The sequence below is a fragment of the Chryseobacterium sp. GQ58 genome (assembly GCF_059758895.1).
Window position 1 is genome coordinate 312,982 of sequence record NZ_JCAXEH010000001.1, and the last position, 17,909, is coordinate 330,890.

Here is a 17,909-nt window from a genome sequence, read left to right on the forward strand (position 1 = left end):
GGGCTTTATTTTTAATCAACAACGATGACAAAATCAAAACCAAACTACAGAAAAATATATACAGATATTCTGCAAATGAAATTCCCTCATAAAAAGGAAATATGTACCCCTATTTTGATGAAAACTTACCTGACAGAATTTGATGTTTTAGAATTGAACAAAATTATCTTCGGTGACAGCCTTTCAAGGAATAAGCTTTCCAATAATACAAGATACAGATCGTATGATACGTCTACAATTTTAAAAATTTTAGATTATCAGAAAACAAATAATTTAAGCAACATCCGGGTGGCCAAACATTTTGGTTTAAGCAGAAATACAATTGCAAAGTGGAAAAAAAGGTTTATTTAATGCTTTACAATTGCTTTTTTCTAATAATCTGAACATTTTCCCCTTTCTTCTTTTCCGTGATCCATTGTTTCAATTTCGATTCTTTTTCTTGTAGATCTTTCGTGTTGTCTGTTTCAGCCTCATACAGAATGATTGTATTGATCTTGCTGCTGTCGGTATTCGGATAATCTATTACTTTACCGATCGATATATCATAAAATTCCGGGAAAAGTATTTTAATTTCCTTCGTAAGGCTGGAGTCTTTTATAGCATATTTGTCAAGCTGGCCTCTTAAGCTGTTGATGGTGAGATCTTTTTCCGTGACAACATTATTCTGTTTTCCGATTTCACTTAAAATTTCAGATTTGATGTCGGTTGCATCCTGTTTGATGATGATTTCTGTGTTTTCAATACCAAACTCTTTTAGTTTTTTATTGATCTGCGAATACTCTTCTTTATCTATTTTTCTGGCAAAGAAAGCCAATTCTACCTTTTTGGGGGTGCTGTTGTAATTTATTTTCTTGTATATGATGATATGTCCGTTTTGGGTAAACTCTTTATTGATAAAAAGATCAATATTCTGATTAAATTTCTTTTCATTAAGCAAATTATACGCTAAATAAGAGCTTGGAATAATCATTACGAATATCAAGGCTGTAATTCCTATTTTGATCTGTTTTGCATACTTTTTATCTACCAGCTTTACAGGGCTGTATTTAAGATATTTAATAATCAAAAAGGTGGCAATACAGATAAAGAAACAGTTGATTGTATATAAATAAAAAGCCCCGAAAAAATACCCCCAGTTACCAACGGCAAGGCCGTATCCGGCAGTACATAAAGGCGGCATCAATGCAGTCGCAATGGCAACCCCGGGAATAGGATTTCCTTTTTCAACTCTTGTAATGGCGATCACTCCGACCAAGCCGCCAAAAAAGGCGATCAATACATCATATATATTGGGAGCCGTACGTGCCAAAATCTCAGATTGGCTTTCTTTGAAAGGGCTGAGTAAAAAGTAAATATAAGAAACCGTCAAACTTACTATCGTGGCAATAAGTAAATTTTTTACTGATCTTTTGAGAAGGCTGAAATTATAAGTTCCCAACGCAAAACCCGCGCCTACAATAGGCCCCATTAAAGGCGAAATTAACATCGCACCGATGATTACCGCCGTAGAATTTACATTAAGACCAACGGATGCAATTACAATTGCGCACGCCAAAATCCAAAGATTGGAACCTCTAAAAGAAATATTTGAAATTACATTCTCTAAAACCTTCTGCCTGTCTTCCTCACCCACATTGAGACTGATAAACCTAAAAAATTTTTCCATCATATTACTTTATTTTAAAAAAGAAATAAAACGGAAAGATATATCAAAAATATTTAAAGTTAAAATTTATTTTTACACGAAATCCTTAATCAGTAATGGTTTATTGTTTAAAATAACACTTTATCTTCTTTTCTCAATTCTTCCAGATATTTGCTTTTATCATCTCTGTAAAAAAGGTTCATCGTTTCAAAAGGGATCATTTTTAAATCTTTGTTTACAATATGAACGCAGGATTTCTTTACGGCACGCACATCAAAATCATGAGCATCCATAAAATTCATAATGATGATTCTGAACAAATTGTCATAATCCAGGTTTGGAGCAGAAACTTCTGGCAGACAACACAATAGCTGATTTACTTTAGGCTGCACTTTATCTACCGAAATTCCTGTACTGAAAATATCCAAAAGCTGCATCTGCAAACCTGTATCCTGCTCGTAAACGATCGTGTTTCTGGTTTCATTATTCAATAAATCAGCAGGATTGATGTATCGGGTTAAAGGTATTGTTTCACCTTCCAGCTTCAGAATATATCCCATCGCCAAAGCATCCGGATTACACGGCACAGGAATGATGTCGTCACTATTCAAAAGAGGAAATTGATTTAATATTTCCTGACGAACTTCCGTTAAAGTAATTTTTTCGTGTGCAGAATCTTCTCTGTTTCTTCCGGCAACTTCCACGGGCTGAAAGGTAATTCCGCGGACACATTTTTGTTTTAAGGCAAACTCAATCAGCTTTCCTATTTCGTCAATATTTTTTCCTTTTTGAAGAACGATCACAAGCGTTGTCGAAAGATTGAGTTCATTTAATTTTTCCAAAGCTTTCATGCGGACATTCGTCAAATCTTTTCCTCTGAAATCTTGCAAAACTTCAGGCTTAAAAGAATCAAACTGAAGATAAATCTCAAATTCGGGGGCATAAGTTGCTAATTTCTCTGCAAAACCCGGATCATTCGCAATACGAATTCCGTTGGTATTCAGCATTAAATGCTTTATCGGCTTCGTCTTGGCAATATCCATGATTTTAAAAAACTCAGGATGAATCGTCGGTTCGCCGCCGCTTATCTGTACAACATCCGGTTCGCCTTCATTTTTAACAATAATATCAAACATTGCTTCTATTTCCTGCAAAGTTCTGTGGCTTCCGTAATGTGGCGAAGACATCGCATAACACGTCGGACAGGTCAAATTACAGCGGTCTGTAACTTCCACGATCGAAAGACAACTGTGCTGCTCATGATCTACACAAAGCCCACAATCGTAAGGACAGCCGTATTCGACATCGGTTCCGAAATGAACCGGTATTTCTGATGCTTTATTGTAGTTTCTGATGTTTTTATAATATTGAACATCGGAAGCAATCATTGTTTTAAAAAACCCGTGATCCGGACATCTTTTGGTCATAAAAACCGCTTCATCTTCAATGATGATCTTCGCTCCTACTCTTTTCAGACATTCGGGGCAAAGACTGATCGTATAATCGTAATAAGTATAATTTCTTACAGGCATAATTTCATTTTTTTTACATTCCACCGCAAACAACACCGCTTATCAATCCGCAAATCAACATAGAAATAAGCATTGTCATCCAAAATTGTTTTCTGGAAAACTTTCTACCGTCTTTGCTTTCATAAATCAGCTTTACAAAAACCGTTACGACCAAAGATACAACGGCCGCCACACAAATAATTATAAGAATAATCATCGCGACCAAGCCTTCTAATCCGCCAACTTCGAGCAGTGTAAGTGTTTTCATATTTTAATTTCTTTTGGTGTTACTAAAACTGTTTTGATTTTATAAATGTAATACATCATTACACAAAGACAAACCAATTGAATTGTTCCTAAATTTCCGATAATTTCCACTTTAGGTTTAATAAAGTCTAAAAAGAATCTGAACGTAAAATAACTCAGCATAAAAAGCTGAAAAATAAAGCCTGAAGGATATTTATTTTTTCGTGAAATCATTTTCAGTTCAACCCAAAGGAAAAGTAAAAATACAATTTCATACAATGCAACAGGATGTCTCAAATATTGGTCGCCAAGATGCATTCCGAAAATTGAGCTTGTCGGCAGCCCGTAAGTTTCTTCATGCACTCCGGTAAGAAAACAGCCTATCCTGCCTATAATTATTGCTAAAATCAAAGGAAAAACAATCAAATCTCCGGTGCTCTCTTTGTGACCAACAATCTTTTTGGCCAATTCTACTCCGATCAGCCCGAAAGCCAATCCGCCAACAATCGTATTATTGGTCCAGAATCTTTTAAAATCAAAATTTTCAAAAAAAACATATGGATTTTCGAGATTTCCGATGAGCTTTGAACCAATTAAAGCGCCTGCAGTTGCTCCGATTAAAACGGCTGCAGAAGTATTGAAAGACAATTTCTCCGTTGATCTTTTCTTTAAATAAAAATAATAGCGCATTCCGAGAAATATTCCCAATGTTTCAAACACAGGATGCGCAAGAACAGTTTTGCCGAAAATATGAAAGGTTACAGGAAAATCCATGGTTTCAAAAGTAGTATATTTAAGATAAATTTTTAATTTTAATTATTAAATACTAAATCAACAGACAAAATGCGAATAGAAAATGATATAAAGCTGGGCTTTAAAGACGTGATGTTCAGACCAAAACGTTCTACATTAAAATCCCGCTCCGAAGTTGATCTCGAAAGAGAATTTACATTTCTCCATACAAAGAAAAAGTGGAAAGGCACGCCCATCATTGCAGCCAATATGGATACGGTAGGAACTTTTGAAATGGCTGTTGAGCTGGCAAAAGACAAAATAATCACCGCCGTTCACAAACATTATTCTGTGGATGAATGGAATGATTTTCTGCAAAATCAGCCTGAAAGCATTCATCAATACATCGCTTTAAGCACCGGAACCGGAAAAGCCGATGAAGAAAAAATAAAAACGATTCTTGAAAAGCACCCTAAAATTGAATTTCTCTGCATCGATGTTGCCAATGGCTATTCCGAACATTTTGTGCAGTTTGTAAAGAAAGCGAGACAGGATTTTCCGGATAAAATCATTATGGCAGGAAACGTGGTAACCGGCGAAATGGTAGAAGAGCTTCTTTTAGTCGGCGCAGATATCATAAAAGTAGGAATCGGTCCCGGCTCGGTTTGTACAACCCGTATAAAAACCGGCGTTGGTTATCCGCAACTTTCAGCGATTATAGAATGTGCTGATGCTGCGCATGGTTTGAAGGGCCACATTATTGCAGACGGCGGCTGCAAAGTTCCCGGTGATGTAGCCAAAGCGTTTGGCGGCGGAGCAGATTTTGTGATGCTCGGCGGAATGTTTGCCGGTCACGATGAAAGCGGTGGCGAAATGATTGAAGAAAACGGTAAAAAGTTTAAACTTTTCTACGGAATGAGCTCTAAAACCGCAATGGATAAACACGCCGGCGGCGTAGCAGAATACAGAGCCTCGGAAGGAAAAACCGTAAAAATAAAATATAAAGGTTCGGTGTCTGAAACTGTGAAAGATATTTTGGGTGGAGTAAGATCAACGTGTACGTATGTTGGTGCTTCGAGACTGAAAGAATTGTCTAAAAGAACTACTTTTATAAGGGTTCAGGAGCAGGAAAACCAGGTTTTTAATGATTGAACTGAACCATTAAGAAAGGATTAAGCTTTTAAGATTATTAAGGAGAATCTCTGATTAAACGTTTTATCATGTTAAATTGGAGGTGGCTTTAAGTTTAATTTCCGAAAACTTCACGCGCAGGCGAAACAAGGTTTTCCGATTACCCGAAAGTTTGTTACTAGGGTGCAACAACTTTTCGGAGTTTCCCGAAAGTCTCTTGCAGGGGTGCGACAAGCTTTCGGAGCTTCCCGAAAAGCTGTTGCTAGGGTGTAATGAGCTTTCGGGAAACTTTTGCTTCTTATCGCTTCTGACTGATTTTCAGAAATTTAACTGTTTTTTATTCTTTTTTTTGTTGGGAAACGCAAAGGCGCAAGGTATTTGGAATGTTTTAAGGCGCAAAGATTTTATCTCCGATAAAATTGGCAACGTTTATAATATTGAAATCTTTGTTTGAACGAAGTGTGTTCTTGTTCTTTAAACAACAGTTTATTTAAAAGCTTGTGTCTTTGCGAAGGTCGAACAATTCCTCAGCGTTAATTCAGGGCTAAATTAAAAAGCTGCCATCCATATTTGTATAGAAGGCAGCCTTTTTATGTTTATTTTAAAATTTTTTAAGTCAACATTCCGCCGTCAACATTCAAAACCTGACCGGAAATATAAGAAGACATTTCGCTTCCGAAGAAAACACATGCATTGGCGACATCTTCCGGCTGTCCGCCTCTTTTCAAAGGAATTCCTTCTCTCCAGCCCTGAACTGTTTTTTCGTCTAAAGCAGCTGTCATTTCAGTTTCTATAAATCCGGGAGCAATAGCATTGCAACGAATGTTTCTTGAGCCTAATTCCAGTGCAACAGATTTAGTAAAACCAATAACTCCGGCTTTTGAAGCTGCATAATTAGCTTGCCCGGCATTTCCTTTTACTCCAACTACAGAAGTCATATTGATAATAGAGCCCGATTTAGCCTTCATCATTGGCTTGATAACCGCTTTGGTAAGGTTGAATACAGAATCTAAATTTACTTTGATAATCGTGTCCCAATCGTCTTTTGACATTCTCATCAGCAAATTATCTTTTGTAATTCCTGCATTGTTGACCAAAATATCAATTTTACCAAATTCAGCCATTACTTCGTCCACTAATTTTTGAGCTGCATCATAATCTGACGCATCAGATTGGTAACCTTTAATTTGAGTAACAGAACTTAAAGCAGTTTCTAATTCTTTAGCTTTTTCTACGGAACCTGCGTAAGTAAATGCTACTTTCGCTCCTTGCTGGGCAAAAACTTCTGCAATTCCTTTTCCGATTCCTCTTGTAGCTCCGGTAATTAGCGCTACTTTTCCTTCTAATAGTTTCATATATATTAATAGTTGTTATTTATTTTAGCTAATACAAACGGATTAGTTAAAATCTATTTTCATATTTAATCTTAAAGCTGCAAAGATATACAAATTGCAATTCAAGAATCTTTATTTTAAAACTTCAAATTTTACAGTACTTTTATTTCAACGAATTATTCACAATCAAAACAATTTCGCCTTTTAAAGTTTTGCTTTTAGAAAACTCGATTAATTCATCAATTGTCCCTCTTTTGGTTTCTTCAAATTTCTTGGAAATTTCGCGGCTTAAGCTTGCTTTTGTTTCTTCGCCAAAAAACTCTTTGATTTGCTCCAAAGTTGTATTGATCTTGTGTGGACTTTCGTATAAAACAATGGTTTTTTTCTCTTCAGCCAATTGTTTCAGCTTCGTTTGTCTGCCTTTTTTGGGAGGAAGAAAGCCTGCAAACAAAAATTCATTATTTGGCAAACCTGAAACAACCAAAGCAGGAATCAGGGCTGTTGCGCCCGGAAGACAAATCATTTCAATATCATGATCTGCGCCGGCTTTCGCCAATAAATATCCGGGATCTGAAATTCCGGGAGTTCCTGCGTCGGTGATAATGGCGATATTCTGGCCGCTTTTAAGGTCTGCAATCACTTTTTCCGTAGCCTGATGCTCGTTGTGTAAATGATATGATTTTAAAGGTTTTGAGATCTCATAATGCTTCAAAAGTATTCCTGAAGTTCTCGTGTCTTCACATAAAATATAATCAACTTCTTTCAGCGTTTTTATTGCTCTGAAAGTCATGTCTTCTAAGTTCCCAACGGGTGTGGGAACAAAATATAGGATTCCGCTCAAAATTATAAAAATTTATTTTCTACCAATATCCAAAGTCTTTGAGCATATTCGTCTACTTTACTCCATTTTCTGTCGTAATAAAGCTCGCTCAGATATTCTTTTGCTTCTTCAAGATTTCTGCAACGGTTGAGCTCAGAAACTGCATTATTCAAATCGGTCTGGCTTCCTCCAAAAAGCATTTTCGTAAAAGCCATTCTGTCATTCAGATCTAGTTTAAACTCAGGCTTTTGCTTTTCGGCTTCCATGTAATTGGTCGGAATATTCGTCTTCAACAAGCTTCCTGCATCTTCTTTAGCAATAGATTCAGGTTTCTCCTGCGTTGTCTCTCTTTCTAAAGGATCATCATCAAACAGCGTCTGAATGCTTTTTAATCCTTTAATATTGGCAAGTCTTATTCTTTTCTCCTGATGATAAGCATCAAGATTTTCAAAACTTTCGTCTGAAGCCGGATTTTCCTTTTCAGATAATGGCTTATCGATTTCTACTATTTTTCTTCTTTCGGAATCTTCGGCGTTTAATGAATCTTCTTCTGGATTTTCGATATCTTTTTTGATTTCAGTGAGAATATTTTCTACGTTGGAATTTTCTGTAACAATTTCGTCTTGATATTTGAATTCTTCAGAAATATATTCATTTTCTTCGATCAGAAGTTCATCATCTAAATTTTCCGTATCAAAAATACTTGGAATTTTTTCTTTGGAGTCTTCATAAATTGTTTTTTCTTCCTCTAAATTATCCTGATTATTTTCTTCAGACGATTTGTCATCTTCTTCGATATCATTAAGCTGATTATTAAATACTGCTTCCTCTTCAGTTACTTCCTCATCAAAAATCTCTTCATCAGAATCTTCATTATTTTCAGGTTCAGAATTTTCTAAAATCCGTTCTTCATCTACAAAGCTTAAAACGTCTTTCTCTGTTTCGGAAGTTTCTGAATCATCAATTTCATCAAGCTGATCAGTAAACACATCTTCTTCTGAAACTTCTTTTTCCAAATTGTTTTCTACTATTTCTGTTTCTTCAGAATCCTTTTCTTCATCCACAGAATTTATCAGGCTTTCATGATATTCGTTTTCTACAATTTCATTAAGCTGATTATTAAAAATAGCTTCCTCTTCTTTAATTTCATTTGAAAAACCGGATTCATCTTCTCCAATCTCGTTCAGCTCATTATTAAAAATTGCTTCTTCCTCGGTCACTTCATCAGAAAAATCCTGAAAATCAACCGATTGATTCATCACAGAATCTCCTATTTTTTCCGAAAACCGTGAATTTCCGTTTTTATAATATTCTACATTCTTTTCCAATAGCGCTAAAAAAGAAATCCTGTTCATAAGCTCATCTACAAGATCCTGCTTAGAAACTAAGTCGTCAACATTATTTATTTTGCCCAAAATACTAATGATATTCTTGGATTCAAAAAAAATATTTTCCTTTAAATCTTGGATATTCTGCATAGAAGAATCTTATTAAAATTTGCTTACTTTTGATCTTAAAATATTACGGCTAAAATAACAAATGTTTTTAGAAAATACAATTAATCATTCCAAACAAAGCGGTTGGATGGAAGTTATTTGTGGCTCAATGTTTTCCGGAAAAACCGAAGAGTTGATCAGAAGACTGAGAAGAGCTGAAATGGCGGGGCAGAATGTGGAAATTTTTAAACCCAAAACAGATACGAGATATTCTGATGAAGATGTCGTTTCTCACAATAAAAACAAGATCCGAAGCACCGCAGTAGAAAATCCTAACGAAATTATTCTTTTGGGATCAAATTGTGACGTGGTAGGAATTGATGAGGCCCAATTCTTTGACGAAAGTATTGTAGAAGTAGCGAATGAATTGGCAAACAACGGAATAAGAGTCGTAATTGCAGGCCTGGATATGGATTTCTTGGGTCGCCCTTTCGGACCGATGCCCAATTTGATGGCAACAGCTGAATATGTGACCAAAGTGCACGCTATTTGCAAGAGAACCGGGAATTTGGCTAATTATTCGATGAGGATTTCTCAGGGAAATAATTTGGTTGAATTGGGAGAAACAGAAAGTTATGAAGCAGTAAGCCGCCGTGTTTTTATTGAGGAAGTGCTTTTGAAGAAGAAAAATGGTTAATTTAGGTTTTAGATTAATATTGAGCTGGAAATATTTTAGTAAAACGCAAAGGCGCTAAGAAATTTATTTGAGTTCCGTTTTTAAGGCGCCAGGATTTATCTTTGATGAAATTTTGAGATGTAATTTGCTGAAAGTCTTTGATTTTTTGCACCTTAAATATTTTTGTAAACTTTGCGCCTTTTGTGATTTTCCAACCAAATAGAAAATATAAGAAGAAGGAAGTTGATGAATTATACAGTAAACGAAATTGCAGCGATCACCAATGCACATATCTTTGGTGATAAAGAACTAATTATCAAAAATATAGCTTTTGATAGCAGGATCATTTATTCAACAAAAAATGCTGCGTTTATTGCAATTAATACCAAAAAAAATTCAGGAGAAAAGTTTATAGAATCTGCAATCGACAGAGGAATCAATATCATTATTTCCGAACATCAATATCCACATTTTGAAAATATTACATGGATTATTGTTGAAAATACAATTGATTTTCTTCAAAAACTGGCTCAATATCATTTTGAACATTCCAATTTGCAATCAATCGGAATTACGGGTAGCAACGGAAAAACTATTTTAAAAGAATGGCTTTATCAATGTCTTTGGAACGAATTTCCGACAGTAAAAAGCCCGAAAAGTTTCAATTCGCAAATCGGTCTTCCTCTTTCTCTGCTTCAAATTAACAATTCTCATGAATTAGGAATTTTCGAAGTTGGAATTTCCAAACCCAACGAAATGGAAAAACTGGAAAACATTTTTCACCCGCAAATCGGGCTTTTAACTCACATCGGAACCGCACACGCTGCCAATTTCGATTCTGAAGAAGAGCTGATTGATGAAAAGATAAAGCTTTTCAAAAATTCCGATGTTATTATTTACAATGGAGATAATTCATTGGTTTCCAATAAAATAAAAGAGCTGTATTCTGGTAAAAAATTAATCAGTTACGGCTTGAGTAATGAAAATAATGTTTTCTTTAAAAATGATTTTTCTAAAGATGAAAACTTCATTGTTGAATATTTCGACGAAGAAATCTGTTTTCCTGTTCATCAACGTGACGAAGCGACCTTAACGAATGTTTTAGCTTTGCTTACCGTTTTAAAAGAATTAAATGTTGAAAATAAAAAAATTATTGAAAAAATAAATACTTTAAAAGCTGTAGAAATGCGGCTGGAAGCCATTGAAGGAATTAAAAGCAATATTATTATCAACGATTCTTTTAACCTCGATCTGGATTCCCTTAAAACGGCTTTACAGTTTTTAAACGAATATAAGAAACCTAAAAAATCGTTGGTTTTAACAGATATTGTTGGCGTAAATTCAAATTCGCAAGAACTTTACGAAGAAGTTTCTGATTGGATAAATGAACAAAACTTCGATTCCGTTTTTCTGATAGGAAATGAAATAACGCAATTCAGCAATTTATTTAAATCTAAAACTTTTACTTTCATTAACACTAATGAACTTATTGAAAGTAAATATCTTACAGAAATTGAAAATCAAATCATCCTTTTGAAAGGTGCAAGAAAATTTGAAATAGAAAAAATAAAGGATTTACTTGAGCTCAGAAAGCACGATACTGTTTTGGAAGTGAACCTGAATTCTATTCTTCATAATATCAATTATCATAAATCTTTACTTAAGCCTGCAACCAAAATGATGGCAATGGTAAAAGCAAATGCTTATGGATTAGGAAGTTATGAAATTTCAGAATTCCTGCAACATCATCACATAGATTATCTGGGTGTTGCTTATGCCGATGAAGGAGTTGAGCTACGCAAAAAAGGAATTACCACACCTATTGTTGTGATGAATCCTGAACAGCACAGCTACGATGCTGTGATTCAATACAATCTGGAGCCTGAAATATACAGCTTCAGGGTTTTGGAATTATTTTATGAAGCTGTTCAGAAATCCGGATCTGATAAAAATTATCCTATTCATATTAAGCTAGAAACTGGAATGCATCGTCTTGGTTTTAAAGAATATGAATTGGATCAGTTAATCCAAAGTTTGAAATATAAAAATTTAAAAGTCGAAAGTATTTTTAGCCATTTATCATCTTCTGATATTCCTGCTGAAAAAGAATTTACTTTAAATCAGTTGGAAACTTTTGATAAACATTCAAGATATTTAATTGAAAATCTTGGCTATCAACCGCTTCGCCATATTTTAAATTCTTCGGGGATAACAAATTATACTGATTATCAATACAATATGGTAAGAATTGGCATTGGAATGCTTGGTGAGTCTTCAAATCCTGAAATTCAGAAACAGTTGCATTCCAGCGTGAGTTTCAAAACGGTAATTTCACAAATATCTTTGGTAGAAAATGGAGAATCAGTTGGTTACAGCAGGAAATTTAAGGCTGAACATTTAACTAAAATTGCTACAATTCCTGTCGGTTATGCAGACGGAATTCCGAGATTAATCGGAAATGAAGTCGGAAATGTAGGCATCAATAAAACCTTAGCGCCAATTGTCGGAAATATTTGTATGGATATGATGATGATCAATGTTGATCATATTCCAAATGTAAAAGAAGGTGATACGGTGATTGTTTTTAATGCAAAACCAAGCCTTAAAGAATTTGCAGATTATTGCAAAACAATTACTTACGAAGTGCTAACCTCGATCTCTCCCCGTGTAAAACGGATTTATATAAAAGACTAATTATGAAAAAAATCTTGTTCCTTTTATTCCTGTTCCAAATGCTTTTATTTCAATCCCAGATAAAAGATGGTTTGGTAATTCCAAAAAATCCGAAAATCGGCCTTTCTTTGGCCGGAGGTGGTGCCAAAGGCTTTGCTCATGTTGGTGTTTTGAAAGTTTTAGATTCTTTGGGAGTAAAAGTAGACTATATTTCCGGAACAAGCATGGGAGCTATTGTCGGCGGACTGTACGCTGCGGGATATACAGGAAAAGATATCGAAAAGATTGTAATGGATACCGATTTCTATTCTTTAATAAGAGACCCAAAATCACGTACGGAAAGCACTTTCTTTAATAAATCTGTTGACAAATATCTTTTATCAATTCCTTTAAAAAACGGAAAAGTTAACCTTCCGTCTTCGATCAGTTCGGGACAGAAAAATGTTTATTTGTTGAAAAATTTATTAAAAAATGTTTCCACGATTGATGATTTTTCAAAATTGCCTATTCCTTTTATGTGCGTTGCTACCAATTTGGAAAGTGGAAATATGAAGATTTTTGAAAACGGTGATTTGGTACAGTCCATAATGGCAAGTTCTGCTTTTCCTTCGCTGATGGATCCTGTAAAAATTGGTGACAGCATTTATATAGATGGTGCAATGACGGTAAATTATCCTTCAAAGCCGCTAAAAGATAAAGGAATCGATATTGTTATTGGTGTAGATCTTAATCAGGATTTATCGAAAAGGGAAGATTTAAACAATATTATTGCGATTCTGAACCAGGTAATCGATTTTGGAATCCAAAAAGATACACGACGTCAATACAAACATACAGACATCAACATAAAGCCAAATCTTATCGGAATGACCGCTACAAGCTATGATGATAAGAAAAAAATCCTTGACAGCGGTTATGTGGAAGGTCTCAAATATGTCGATATTTTGAATGAATTGCCGAAACGGTCTTTTGACCGACTCAGACATCCTGTAAATCCTATTTATTCGAATGTTTATAAGATTGACAGCATTGCATTGGAAGGAGCGAGAATTTACGCTAAAAACTATGTTTTAGGTAAAATGGGACTTCGTATTCCTTCGATGCAGACTTATGGAAGCATCAACAAAGGAATTGACAAATTGGTGGCAACCAACAATTATCGTTTTATTAATTATGATATTATGACTGCCAACAATATCAATTATCTGAAATTATACGTAACAGAAGATGATGCAAGACATTTTTTAAAATTCGGGCTGCATTATGACGAAATTTTTAAGACCGGATTATTGCTTAATTATTCTGCAAAAAGACTGCTTTTTAAAAACTCCAACCTTTCATTTGATGTTATTGTCGGTGACAAACCACGTTATTATTTGAATTATTTTATTGATAACGGATATATTCCGGGCTTTGGAATTTACTCTTCAGGAATGAGTTTCGATTTAAAAGGAAATGATAATATCACACTTGATCAATGGGAATGGCTCAGAAATGAAGCCTATATTCAGTCGGTTTGGAAGGATAAGTTTGCAATTGGTGCCGGTTTGAGCCATGATTATTTCAAAGCAGAAATGAACGGAACCAATGTACGATACAACCGTTTTCTCAATCCTTATGTTTTTCTGAAAAGTGATACCCAAAATGACAGAGATTTTCCAAGAAAAGGCTTTTATCTTAATGCCGAGGGTAAAGTAATCGACTTAATGAAATCTGAGGTTGAAAAAAGAGTCGTTCAGGTAAAAGCAGATATTAGGATCAATATTCCACTTTCAAAACAGTTTAGCTATCATCTTAATTTGTACGGCGGAATCACGATCGGAGATAATCTTCCGCAATTTTATCAATACAGATTGGGTGGTATTTTTGAGCAAAATGTGATCAATTTCAAAACTTTTAATGGCTTTTATTTTGCACAGCTCAATTCCAACAATGTTGCTTTGATTTCAAATGATATTCAATTTAAATTTTATAAAAACTTTTTCCTGAGCGGAAACTTTTCTTTTGCAAACTTATCAGATGATATAAGTTTTGAAGATGCTGTAAAAGTAAATTACAGCTCTGTAGGAATAATGGCGGGATACAAATCTCCTTTCGGACAGATTAAATTCAACTTCAGCCATTCACTTAAAAATAATCAAAAAGGCATATTCAGTGTTATTTTAGGACACTGGTTTTAAAACAATGATACAATTCTTTTACGAAAACCTACCGGAATCTGTCAATACAGAGTATACAAAATGGCTGGAAGAAATCATTCTTTCAGAAGAAAAAAAACTTGGTGATATCAATTATGTATTCTGTGACGATGAATATTTGCTCAAGATCAATCAGGATTATCTGCAGCATGATTATTACACCGATATCATTACTTTCGATTCTGTGAAAGGTAAAACAATAAGCGGAGAGATTTTCGTATCTTTGCAGCGCATTTCAGACAACGCTTCTACCCTATCCAAAAACTACGAAGAAGAATTAAGAAGAGTCTTGGCTCACGGTATTCTACATCTATGTGGTTATAAAGATAAATCAGAAGAAGAAGAGCAGGAAATGCGAAGCAAAGAAGACTTTTATATTGCAAAATATAATTAGGAGCTAATTCCCGCTGTCCGTACTCGCTTTTTTTCTTTTTCAAAGAAAAAAGAGCAAACAAATGCTACCATCGGGGCTAGAAACCACGGAATACAGGCGATTTTAAGCCTCATTCCGACACAATGTTTCACGTGAAACATTTTATACAGAATTTAAAAATTTAAGGCTTAAATAAGCAATTAAAATGATTTCAGAAATATATGATGTAATTGTAGTAGGTGCAGGTCACGCTGGTTGTGAGGCTGCTGCTGCTGCTGCCAATTTAGGATCAAAAACTTTATTAGTTACCATGAATATGCAGACCATCGGACAGATGAGCTGTAACCCGGCAATGGGTGGAATTGCCAAAGGACAAATCGTAAGAGAAATAGATGCAATGGGAGGTTACTCTGGAATTATTGCTGACAAATCTGCGATACAATTTAAAATGCTGAACCTTTCAAAAGGTCCTGCTATGTGGTCTCCAAGAACACAGAACGATAGAATGCTTTTCGCAGAAGAATGGCGTTATGCATTAGAAAATACTCCCAATCTTGATTTCTTTCAGGATATGGTGAAGAGCTTAATTATAGAAAATAATAAAGCAGTAGGTGTTGTAACTTCTCTAGGAATTGAAATCAGGTCAAACTCTGTAGTTCTTACCAATGGTACTTTCCTGAACGGATTAATCCACGTTGGTGATAAACAATTAGGAGGCGGAAGAATGGGTGAACCAAGAGCTTTCGGAATTACCGAACAATTGGTTTCTCTAGGTTTTGAAGCTGGAAGAATGAAGACCGGTACTCCGCCAAGAGTAGATGGAAGAAGCCTTGATTATTCTAAAATGGAAGAACAAAAAGGAGACGAAAATCCACAAAAATTCAGCTATTTAGATAGCCCTAAATTAACCAAACAATTAAGCTGTCATATCGTTTATACTAACGAAACTGTACACAACATTTTGCGTGAAGGATTCGACAGAAGTCCAATGTTCAATGGTACAATTCAAAGTATAGGCCCAAGATATTGTCCAAGCATTGAAGATAAAATCAACCGTTTTGCAGAACGTACAAGGCATCAACTTTTTGTAGAACCTGAAGGTTGGAAAACTGTTGAAATTTATGTAAACGGATTCAGTTCGTCTCTTCCGGAAGATGTTCAGATCAAAGCAATGAAACATATTCCTGGATTTGAGAATGTAAAAGTATTCCGTCCCGGTTATGCTATTGAATATGATTACTTCCCTCCTACTCAACTAAAGCATACTTTAGAAACAAAACTGATCGAAAATTTATATTTCGCAGGCCAGATTAATGGTACAACAGGATACGAAGAAGCAGCCGGACAGGGCTTAATTGCGGGCATTAATGCACACAATAAGGTTCATGACAAGGATGAATTCATTCTTAACAGAGATGAAGCTTATATCGGCGTTTTAATCGATGATTTGATTACAAAAGGTACAGAAGAACCGTACAGAATGTTTACTTCTCGTGCAGAATACAGATTGCTTTTGAGACAGGATAACGCAGACATCAGATTAACGGAAAAAGCTTATAAACTAGGATTAGCAAAAGAAGACAGACTAAAAAAGGTTGAAGAGAAAATCGCTAAAAGCCAGGAACTTGAAGCTTTTCTTCGCGAAACTTCTTTAAAGCCCGGAATTATTAATCCTATTTTAGAAAGTATTGAAAGTAATTCTGTTGACCAAGCTTACAGAGCTTCTCAATTTCTTACAAGACCAAATATCACTTTAGATAAACTGGATGAAATTGATTCTATAAAAGAAGTAACTTCTCAATATAGCGATGAAGTAAGAGAACAGGCTGAAGTTAATATCAAGTATAAAGGCTATATAGAAAAGGAAAAAGAGAACGTTGCAAAGCTAAACAGACTCGAAAATGTGAAAATTCCAGAGGATTTCGACTTTCTAAAGCTGGCAAGCCTTTCTGCTGAAGCTAAGCAAAAAATGACAAAAGTAAGACCAAAAACTTTAGCTCAAGCAGGAAGAATTAGCGGTGTTTCGCCTGCTGATATTAATGTTTTAATGGTTTATTTAGGCAGATAAAGTAACATGTTTCACGTGAAACATTTAATAATTTTGAAAATTAATATGAGATTTGAGGCTAATTAGTTTCAAATTTCATTTTTTACAATAGCAGACAACTCATGAAAATTAAAGATCATTTTCTTTCACAAGAAATATTTGAAATCAAAGAAATAAATGTAAAAGGAGTTTATAAAACCACTCCTATTCCATCCAATATTTCTAAATATTATGAAAGTGAAAATTACATTTCTCATCATCAGGATTCAGGAAGTTTAAAAGAAAAATTATATAAATTTTTACAATCTTTTAATCTGCAATACAAAAAAACAATCCTTATTGATAGAATAAAAAAGAGTTCTAAAGTTTTGGATTATGGTTGCGGTGCGGGAGAATTTGTTAAATATATAGAAAATGATTTTGAAACTTTTGGCTTTGAACCTAATTTAGATGCCAGAAAAGCGGCTCAAAATAAAATATCAAAAGCGAAAATAATCGATAATTTAGCCAACATTGAGGATGGAACTTTAGATGCAATTACATTATGGCATGTTTTTGAGCATATCGAAAATCAGGATGAAATGTTGGAGATTTTTCATAAAAAATTGAAAGAAAAAGGATTATTAATTATTGCTGTTCCCAACCCTACTTCTTACGATGCAAAACATTATAAAGATTTCTGGGCAGCTTATGATGTACCAAGACATATTTATCATTTTTCAAAAAACGGTATGGAAAATCTTATTTCAAAGAAGCCAAATTGGAAAATGAGAAAAATTAAACCTTTGATTTTAGACTCTTATTATATTTCGATGCTGAGCGAAAAATACAAAAAATCACCCCTATTTTGGCTAAAAGCAATTGTTCATGGAACGATTTCTAACATAAAAGCATTATTTTCCAACGAATTTTCAAGTTTGATATACATCGTCGAAAAAAAATAGAAAATCGATTTTTAAGCTATTTCTGAAAGCCAATTTTTAGAATTTTTGAAAAATAATCTTTAACAATTATTTCTTACATAATTTAAATTTTCAAACTTTTAAAATTTATAACCTTTAGATTAGGCTAAACTATATTTTTAAAA

15 protein-coding genes are annotated in these 17,909 nt (G+C 34.5%); 8 read left to right on the plus strand and 7 right to left on the minus strand.

Annotation, left to right across the window (positions count from 1 at the left end; genetic code table 11):
• Window positions 1–24 precede the first annotated feature (24 nt).
• Window positions 25–351 (plus strand): helix-turn-helix domain-containing protein, encoded by a 327-nt coding sequence (locus AC6CHK_RS01440; protein ID WP_498092850.1) that lies wholly within the window; start codon window positions 25–27, stop codon window positions 349–351.
• Window positions 352–355: 4 nt separating this feature from the next.
• Here the strand turns inward: AC6CHK_RS01440 and AC6CHK_RS01445 are convergent, their stop codons facing one another.
• The 4 genes from AC6CHK_RS01445 to AC6CHK_RS01460 form a co-directional block, all read right to left on the minus strand.
• Window positions 356–1,669, minus strand: a complete 1,314-nt coding sequence (locus AC6CHK_RS01445; protein WP_498092852.1) for a DUF389 domain-containing protein — start codon at window positions 1,667–1,669, stop codon at window positions 356–358.
• A 104-nt stretch (window positions 1,670–1,773) separates the two neighbouring features.
• Window positions 1,774–3,177, minus strand: a complete 1,404-nt coding sequence (locus AC6CHK_RS01450) for a radical SAM protein (protein ID WP_498092853.1) — start codon at window positions 3,175–3,177, stop codon at window positions 1,774–1,776.
• Window positions 3,178–3,190: 13 nt separating this feature from the next.
• Complete coding sequence (locus tag AC6CHK_RS01455) at window positions 3,191–3,424, minus strand: hypothetical protein (protein ID WP_498092854.1); 234 nt, start codon at window positions 3,422–3,424, stop codon at window positions 3,191–3,193.
• Entirely contained in the window at window positions 3,421–4,176 is a 756-nt protein-coding gene (locus AC6CHK_RS01460; RefSeq protein ID WP_498092856.1) for a prolipoprotein diacylglyceryl transferase, read from the minus strand. The genes AC6CHK_RS01455 and AC6CHK_RS01460 overlap by 4 nt, the downstream gene beginning before the upstream one ends.
• Window positions 4,177–4,245: 69 nt before the next feature.
• On the opposite strand from AC6CHK_RS01460, the gene AC6CHK_RS01465 reads away from it, so the two are divergent.
• A complete protein-coding gene (locus AC6CHK_RS01465; protein WP_498092858.1) occupies window positions 4,246–5,286 on the plus strand; it encodes a GMP reductase in 1,041 nt (346 codons plus the stop codon).
• Between the two features lie 590 nt (window positions 5,287–5,876).
• Here the strand turns inward: AC6CHK_RS01465 and fabG are convergent.
• From fabG to AC6CHK_RS01480, 3 genes are all read right to left on the minus strand, one after another.
• Window positions 5,877–6,620, minus strand: a complete 744-nt coding sequence (fabG, locus tag AC6CHK_RS01470; RefSeq protein ID WP_498092859.1) for a 3-oxoacyl-[acyl-carrier-protein] reductase — start codon at window positions 6,618–6,620, stop codon at window positions 5,877–5,879.
• A gap of 142 nt (window positions 6,621–6,762) precedes the next feature.
• On the minus strand, window positions 6,763–7,440 hold the full coding sequence (gene rsmI / locus AC6CHK_RS01475) for a 16S rRNA (cytidine(1402)-2'-O)-methyltransferase (RefSeq protein ID WP_498092861.1): 678 nt from the start codon (window positions 7,438–7,440) through the stop codon (window positions 6,763–6,765).
• 2 nt (window positions 7,441–7,442) lie between these two features.
• Window positions 7,443–8,897 carry a DUF8457 domain-containing protein gene (locus tag AC6CHK_RS01480; RefSeq protein ID WP_498092863.1) on the minus strand — a complete coding sequence of 485 codons (1,455 nt, stop codon included), beginning with the start codon at window positions 8,895–8,897 and terminating at the stop codon, window positions 7,443–7,445.
• A 61-nt stretch (window positions 8,898–8,958) separates the two neighbouring features.
• Between AC6CHK_RS01480 and AC6CHK_RS01485 the strand changes: the two genes are divergently transcribed.
• The 6 genes from AC6CHK_RS01485 to AC6CHK_RS01510 all read left to right on the plus strand — a co-directional run bounded on the left by AC6CHK_RS01485 (window position 8,959) and on the right by AC6CHK_RS01510 (window position 17,766).
• Entirely contained in the window at window positions 8,959–9,552 is a 594-nt protein-coding gene (locus AC6CHK_RS01485; protein ID WP_498092864.1) for a thymidine kinase, read from the plus strand.
• Window positions 9,553–9,777: 225 nt separating this feature from the next.
• Window positions 9,778–12,225, plus strand: coding sequence for a bifunctional UDP-N-acetylmuramoyl-tripeptide:D-alanyl-D-alanine ligase/alanine racemase (locus AC6CHK_RS01490; protein ID WP_498092865.1), 2,448 nt, complete (start codon window positions 9,778–9,780; stop codon window positions 12,223–12,225).
• A 2-nt stretch (window positions 12,226–12,227) separates the two neighbouring features.
• Window positions 12,228–14,384, plus strand: coding sequence for a patatin-like phospholipase family protein (locus AC6CHK_RS01495; RefSeq protein WP_498092866.1), 2,157 nt, complete (start codon window positions 12,228–12,230; stop codon window positions 14,382–14,384).
• A gap of 4 nt (window positions 14,385–14,388) precedes the next feature.
• Window positions 14,389–14,796, plus strand: a complete 408-nt coding sequence (gene ybeY, locus AC6CHK_RS01500) for an rRNA maturation RNase YbeY (RefSeq protein ID WP_498092868.1) — start codon at window positions 14,389–14,391, stop codon at window positions 14,794–14,796.
• Window positions 14,797–14,980: 184 nt separating this feature from the next.
• Window positions 14,981–16,843, plus strand: a complete 1,863-nt coding sequence (gene mnmG / locus AC6CHK_RS01505) for a tRNA uridine-5-carboxymethylaminomethyl(34) synthesis enzyme MnmG (RefSeq protein ID WP_498092870.1) — start codon at window positions 14,981–14,983, stop codon at window positions 16,841–16,843.
• 101 nt (window positions 16,844–16,944) lie between these two features.
• Window positions 16,945–17,766, plus strand: a complete 822-nt coding sequence (locus tag AC6CHK_RS01510; RefSeq protein ID WP_498092872.1) for a class I SAM-dependent methyltransferase — start codon at window positions 16,945–16,947, stop codon at window positions 17,764–17,766.
• Window positions 17,767–17,909 lie beyond the last annotated feature (143 nt).

Coding starts and splice junctions, on each gene's coding strand:
- AC6CHK_RS01440 (WP_498092850.1), top strand. CDS start 25: ATGACAAAATCAAAACCAAACTACAGAAAAATATATACAGATATTCTG.
- AC6CHK_RS01445 (WP_498092852.1), bottom strand. CDS start 1,669: ATGATGGAAAAATTTTTTAGGTTTATCAGTCTCAATGTGGGTGAGGAA.
- AC6CHK_RS01450 (WP_498092853.1), bottom strand. CDS start 3,177: ATGCCTGTAAGAAATTATACTTATTACGATTATACGATCAGTCTTTGC.
- AC6CHK_RS01455 (WP_498092854.1), bottom strand. CDS start 3,424: ATGAAAACACTTACACTGCTCGAAGTTGGCGGATTAGAAGGCTTGGTC.
- AC6CHK_RS01460 (WP_498092856.1), bottom strand. CDS start 4,176: ATGGATTTTCCTGTAACCTTTCATATTTTCGGCAAAACTGTTCTTGCG.
- AC6CHK_RS01465 (WP_498092858.1), top strand. CDS start 4,246: ATGCGAATAGAAAATGATATAAAGCTGGGCTTTAAAGACGTGATGTTC.
- fabG (WP_498092859.1), bottom strand. CDS start 6,620: ATGAAACTATTAGAAGGAAAAGTAGCGCTAATTACCGGAGCTACAAGA.
- AC6CHK_RS01480 (WP_498092863.1), bottom strand. CDS start 8,897: ATGCAGAATATCCAAGATTTAAAGGAAAATATTTTTTTTGAATCCAAG.
- AC6CHK_RS01485 (WP_498092864.1), top strand. CDS start 8,959: ATGTTTTTAGAAAATACAATTAATCATTCCAAACAAAGCGGTTGGATG.
- AC6CHK_RS01490 (WP_498092865.1), top strand. CDS start 9,778: ATGAATTATACAGTAAACGAAATTGCAGCGATCACCAATGCACATATC.
- AC6CHK_RS01495 (WP_498092866.1), top strand. CDS start 12,228: ATGAAAAAAATCTTGTTCCTTTTATTCCTGTTCCAAATGCTTTTATTT.
- ybeY (WP_498092868.1), top strand. CDS start 14,389: ATGATACAATTCTTTTACGAAAACCTACCGGAATCTGTCAATACAGAG.
- mnmG (WP_498092870.1), top strand. CDS start 14,981: ATGATTTCAGAAATATATGATGTAATTGTAGTAGGTGCAGGTCACGCT.
- AC6CHK_RS01510 (WP_498092872.1), top strand. CDS start 16,945: ATGAAAATTAAAGATCATTTTCTTTCACAAGAAATATTTGAAATCAAA.